This window comes from Mesorhizobium sp. M7D.F.Ca.US.004.03.1.1 (assembly GCF_003998635.1).
GTDB classification, from domain to species: Bacteria; Pseudomonadota; Alphaproteobacteria; order Rhizobiales; family Rhizobiaceae; genus Mesorhizobium; species Mesorhizobium loti.
Window position 1 is genome coordinate 1 of record NZ_RZQG01000432.1, and the last position, 4975, is coordinate 4975.

A 4975-nucleotide genomic window follows, 5' to 3' on the forward strand; every position below is an offset into this window, starting at 1 on the left:
GCATCAAACAAGGAATGGTTTCATGAGAAGATTTGCGCTTGCCATCGCGGTCGGCACCCTCGCCATCTCCGGCGCGATTTGCACCGTCTTTGCCGCCACCGCGCCCTGCGAGGAGACGTTGAAAGCCCTTCGCGCGGCCGAGGCAACGGCCACGCTCAGCGCCGCCGACAAGGCGAAGGTCTCGGAGCTGGAGACCAAGGGCATCGAGCGCTGCAATGCGGACGACGACAAACGCGCCGACGACTTCTTCGCTCAGGCCATGAAGGTCATGGGCAAGTAATTCCGCGAACCAGCCTCAGGATATCAGCCATGCTCTCGCACAACACGCAACCCCCAGCCGGACCAGGCCACAACAGGGTTCCGGATGTCACGATCGATTTCTGGCTGATCAAGCTGATGGCGGTGACCATGGGCGAGACGGCGGCCGACTATCTCGCCGTCAACCTGGGACTTGGGCTGACCGTTACATCGCTGATCATGTCGGGCGTGCTGATCGTAGCGCTTGTCTTGCAGTTCGCGCAGAAACGCTACGTGCCATGGGCCTACTGGCTGGCGGTGGTGCTGATCAGCGTCGTTGGTACACTGGTGACGGACAATCTCGTCGACAATTTCGGCGTGCGCCTGCAGACGACGACCATCGCTTTCTCGGTCGTGCTCGCCGCAACATTCGCCGTCTGGTACGCCAGCGAAAGGACTCTGTCGATCCACACCATCTTCACCACCCGACGCGAGACCTTCTACTGGCTGGCGATCCTCTTCACCTTCTCGCTCGGCACCGCCGCCGGCGACCTCGTCGCCGAGACCTTCGACATGGGCTACCTCACGTCAGGCCTGCTGTTCGGCGGGGTGATCGCGCTGATCGCGCTCGCCTATTATCTACTCCACCTGGACGCCATCCTGGCCTTCTGGCTTGCCTACATCCTGACCCGCCCGCTTGGCGCCTCCTTCGGTGACCTGCTGTCGCAGCCGGTCGAATATGGCGGCCTCGGCTTCGGCACGACCTTCACCAGCCTGATCTTCCTCGGCTGCATCATTGCCCTTGTTCTCTACATGACCCTGAAGAAAACCGCCGACGATGCCGACGAAATCCTGCTGGAGTCGGATTGAAACCTTGGCTTCGTCAGGGAAGCGGCCTGAATGCCTGCCATCCTAGGAACGGACCCATGCCGGTGCTACCCTGCCCCAGATCTCGGCAACGGACCGGACCTTTCATGCGACTTCTTCTCGTCGAGGACGACCACAGGACCGCCGACTACATCGTCAAGGGACTGACCGAGGCCGGCCATGTCTGCGACTTGCTTCGCAACGGACATGACGCACTTTTCGCGGCAACCAGCGGCAGCTATGACGTGATCGTCGCCGATCGTATGATCCCGGGCCTCGACGGCCTGTCGATGGTCAAGGCGATCCGCGCCGCCGGCGTACGGACGCCGGCCATCTTTCTCACCTCGGTCGGCGGCATCGACGACCGCGTCGAAGGGCTCGAGGCGGGCGGCGACGACTATCTGGTCAAGCCCTTCGCCTTTTCCGAGCTTCTCGCCCGCATCAACGCGCTCGGCCGACGGCCGGCCGCGCAGGAGCAGAAAACCGTTCTGCGGGTTGCCGACCTCGAAATGGACCTGATCATGCGGCGCGTTATCAGGCAGGGCCAGCCGATCGACCTGCAGCCCAGGGAGTTCAGCCTGCTGGAAGTGCTGATGCGCGGCGAGGGCCGCGTCATCACCCGCACCATGCTTCTGGAGCGCGTCTGGGATTTTCATTTCGATCCCAGGACTAGCGTCGTCGAAACCCATATCAGCCGGCTGCGGGCCAAGATCGACAAGCCATTCGAAACCCAGCTCATCCACACGGTCCGCAACACCGGCTACAGCCTGCACGCGGCGCCATGACCGGAACATGGTCCCGCCTGCTGCGCAGCACGCCGTTCCGACTTGCCTTGACCTTCGCCTTCCTGTTCGTGCTGGCCTTCGTCTTGTCGGGCGCCATCGTCTACCAGATGATGAGTGCCGATCTTGCCGAGCGGCTCGACGACACCATCAAGGAAACCTACGCGGTCGTTGCCGCGACCTATGCCGACAACGATCTCAAGGAGCTGGTGGAGACTGTCGGCAGCCACTCCATGCGCAGCCTCAAGAAGGAACAGCTGTTTTCGCTGACCGACGCGGCCGGAAACCATCTGGCCGGCAATTTCACCGCGGCAGAGCTTCCCGACGGCTTTTCGATGTTCGACGCCGTATTGCCCGGCGTGCCGCCGGGGGCCGAATACCGCGCCTATTCCGGCTCGATCGGCGGCAACACCCTGACCGTCGCCTTCAGCCTTTCCGAGACGGAGGAGCTGGAAGAGGTGGTGCTGATGAGCTTCGGCTGGGGGACGCTGATCATCACCGGGCTGGCGGTCGCCGGCGGCGCCCTGCTGGCCTCGCGCGTCCAGCGCCGTCTCGACGGCATCGCCGCCACCATGGTGGATGTCTCGCATGGACGGCTGGATACCCGCATTCCGCTGACCGGCAAGGGCGACGATATCGACATCGTCTCCAACCAGGTCAATGCCGCGCTCGACCGCCTGTCGGCGCTGGTCGAGGGCATGAAACAGGTCAGCGCCAACATCGCGCACGACCTGAAGACGCCGCTCAACCGATTGCAGATGATCCTCGACACCGCGTCGGAAAAGAACCTGTCGGGTCAGAAGGTCGCCGGCGAACTGGCGGAGGCGCATGCCGAGAGCCTGCAGATCAACGAGACCTTCGATGCGCTGCTGCGCATCGCGCAGATCGAGGCCGGCGCCCGCCGGGCGCGATTCACCGATGTCGATCTGGGCGAGGTTCTGCAAACCATCGCCGAGATCTATGCCGACGTTGCCGAGGACGACGGAAAATCGCTGTCGTCAGTGCAGCTGTGCGAGACGGCGGAGCGTATCCACGGCGACAGGGAGCTGCTGACGCAGATGTTCGCCAATCTGGTCGAGAACGCACTGCGCCATTGTCCATCAGGCACATCCATCAAACTGTCGGTGACGCGCCAGGGCGAGCGCGTTGTGGCCAGCGTCGCCGACAACGGTCCCGGCATTCTGGCAGAAGAGCGTGAGAAAGTGTTCCAGCGGCTTTACCGGCTGGACCACAGCCGGTCGACGCCGGGCAGCGGCCTCGGCCTCAGCCTTGTCAGGGCCATCGCCGATCTGCATGGCGCCTCGATTATGCTCGAGGATTGCCGACCTGGACTTGCGGTATCGGTCAGTTTTCCCACAGCGATGGATTAGCCGGCGAAACGCCTGGTGCAGTCCAAGTCCTCAGAAGCCCCGCCTAGCGGTCTATACGCGTCGACAGGATGATCGATGACAAAGTCCGTTCGACCCCGTCCATGGCGCCGATCTGGTCGAGCAGCATATCGAGATCGCGGATCGACGGCGCGTCGATAATGACGATCATGTCGAAATTGCCGCTGACCGAATGCAGCGTCCTAACCGGCGCCAGGGCGCGCAGGCCGCGCACCACCTTGTCGGCGAGCTTAGGCGTCACGGTGAGCAGCACATGCGCTCGCACCAGCCCCTGCTCATAGTCCGGCGCCAGCCGCACACCATAGCCGGTGATGATGCCGCGCAGTTCCAGCCGCTCGATGCGGCTCTGCACCGTCGTGCGGGAAACGCCAAGCCGCCGCGCGAGCTCGGCGGTCGAGGCGCGCGCATTTTCGCGCAGCAGGGAAAGCAGGGCCTGTTCGGCTTCACTGAGCATTTTGACGATTCCTGTCGGCAGAATGTCCAATCAGAGTTTCGTTTCGAACAATTCCACGCTTCCTTTCGACGGGCAAGCTGCGAATCTGTGCCTCACAATCAGTGAGGGATCGGTCATGAAGAAAATTGTTGTTGTCGGCGCCGGCAAGATCGGCTCGACCATTGCCGAGATGCTTGCCGCCACCGGGGATTACCAGGTCACGCTCGTCGACCGCTCGGCGGCACAGCTCATTGCTGCCGAACTGCCGGCCACGGTTGCGGCGCTGGAGCTCGACATCGAAGCCGCCGGCACCCTGGAAGCCGCGCTCGCCGGCAAGTTCGCGGTGCTCAGCGCCGCCCCCTTCCACCTGACCACCCGCATCGCCGAGGCGGCGGCCAGTGCCGGCGTGCATTATCTCGACCTGACCGAGGACGTCGTCTCGACACGCCGGGTCAAGGAGCTGGCGCGTTCGGGCAAGAGTGCCTTCATTCCGCAATGCGGCCTGGCGCCGGGCTTCATCTCGATCGTCGCCAACGATCTCGCCAGCCGCTTCGATTCGCTGGAGAGCGTGCGCATGCGCGTAGGCGCCCTGCCACAATATCCGTCCAATGCGCTGAACTACAACCTGACCTGGAGCACCGACGGCGTCATCAACGAATATTGCGAACCGTGCGAGGCGATCGTCGAGGGCGAGCTGGTCGAAGTGCCGCCGCTGGAGGAGCGCGAGGAATTCTCGCTCGACGGCGTCACCTACGAGGCCTTCAACACCTCTGGTGGCCTCGGCACACTGGCTGAGACACTGAAGGGCAAGGTGCGCACGCTGAACTACCGCACCATCCGCTATCCCGGCCACGCCGCGATCATGAAGGCGCTGCTCAACGATCTCGGCCTGCGCCATCGCCGCGACGTGCTGAAGGACATTTTCGAGAGCGCCCTGCCGGCGACGCTGCAGGACGTGGTCATCGTCTTCGTCACCGTCTCCGGTCGCAAGAACGGCCGCCTGCTACAGGAGACCTACGCCAACAAGGTCTACTCCCAGCGCGTCGGCAATCAGGTGCGCAGCGCCATCCAGATCACCACGGCCTCCGGCATCTGCGCCGTGCTCGACATGCTGGCCGACGGCAGCCTGCCGGCGACGGGTTTCATCAAGCAGGAAGAGATCGCGCTCGACACCTTCCTCGCCAACCGCTTCGGCCGTGCCTATGCCCAGCACGAGATGGTGAGCCGGCTGGCGAGCTGAAGCGGCACCACCTTGCCTTCTCCCCTTG

At 63.5% G+C, this 4975-nt stretch carries 6 protein-coding genes; 5 read left to right on the top strand and 1 reads right to left on the bottom strand.

The annotated features are described in order from the left end of the window. Positions 1-22 precede the first annotated feature (22 nt). The 4 genes from EN935_RS21900 (at position 23) to EN935_RS21915 (ending at position 3256) form a co-directional block, all read left to right on the top strand. Positions 23-280, top strand: coding sequence for a hypothetical protein (locus EN935_RS21900; protein ID WP_127262325.1), 258 nt, complete (start codon positions 23-25; stop codon positions 278-280). A 29-nt stretch (positions 281-309) separates the two neighbouring features. Further along, entirely contained in the window at positions 310-1107 is a 798-nt protein-coding gene (locus EN935_RS21905) for a hypothetical protein (RefSeq protein ID WP_127262324.1), read from the top strand. Between the two features lie 104 nt (positions 1108-1211). After that, complete coding sequence (locus tag EN935_RS21910; protein ID WP_109663619.1) at positions 1212-1889, top strand: winged helix-turn-helix domain-containing protein; 678 nt, start codon at positions 1212-1214, stop codon at positions 1887-1889. Beyond that, complete coding sequence (locus EN935_RS21915) at positions 1886-3256, top strand: HAMP domain-containing sensor histidine kinase (protein ID WP_127262323.1); 1371 nt, start codon at positions 1886-1888, stop codon at positions 3254-3256. Before EN935_RS21910 ends, EN935_RS21915 begins: the two co-directional genes overlap by 4 nt. 43 nt (positions 3257-3299) lie before the next feature. Here the strand turns inward: EN935_RS21915 and EN935_RS21920 are convergent, their stop codons facing one another. Next, on the bottom strand, positions 3300-3728 hold the full coding sequence (locus tag EN935_RS21920) for an Lrp/AsnC family transcriptional regulator (RefSeq protein WP_109663614.1): 429 nt from the start codon (positions 3726-3728) through the stop codon (positions 3300-3302). 115 nt (positions 3729-3843) lie between these two features. On the opposite strand from EN935_RS21920, the gene EN935_RS21925 reads away from it, so the two are divergent. Then, positions 3844-4947 (top strand): saccharopine dehydrogenase family protein, encoded by a 1104-nt coding sequence (locus tag EN935_RS21925; RefSeq protein ID WP_109665309.1) that lies wholly within the window; start codon positions 3844-3846, stop codon positions 4945-4947. The last annotated feature ends 28 nt before the right edge of the window (positions 4948-4975 follow it).

Excerpts from the sequence above, each read along its gene's own strand:
- EN935_RS21920 (WP_109663614.1), bottom strand. The coding sequence starts at position 3,728 with ATGCTCAGTGAAGCCGAACAGGCCCTGCTTTCCCTGCTGCGCGAAAAT.
- EN935_RS21905 (WP_127262324.1), top strand. The coding sequence starts at position 310 with ATGCTCTCGCACAACACGCAACCCCCAGCCGGACCAGGCCACAACAGG.
- EN935_RS21910 (WP_109663619.1), top strand. The coding sequence starts at position 1,212 with ATGCGACTTCTTCTCGTCGAGGACGACCACAGGACCGCCGACTACATC.
- EN935_RS21925 (WP_109665309.1), top strand. The coding sequence starts at position 3,844 with ATGAAGAAAATTGTTGTTGTCGGCGCCGGCAAGATCGGCTCGACCATT.
- EN935_RS21915 (WP_127262323.1), top strand. The coding sequence starts at position 1,886 with ATGACCGGAACATGGTCCCGCCTGCTGCGCAGCACGCCGTTCCGACTT.
- EN935_RS21900 (WP_127262325.1), top strand. The coding sequence starts at position 23 with ATGAGAAGATTTGCGCTTGCCATCGCGGTCGGCACCCTCGCCATCTCC.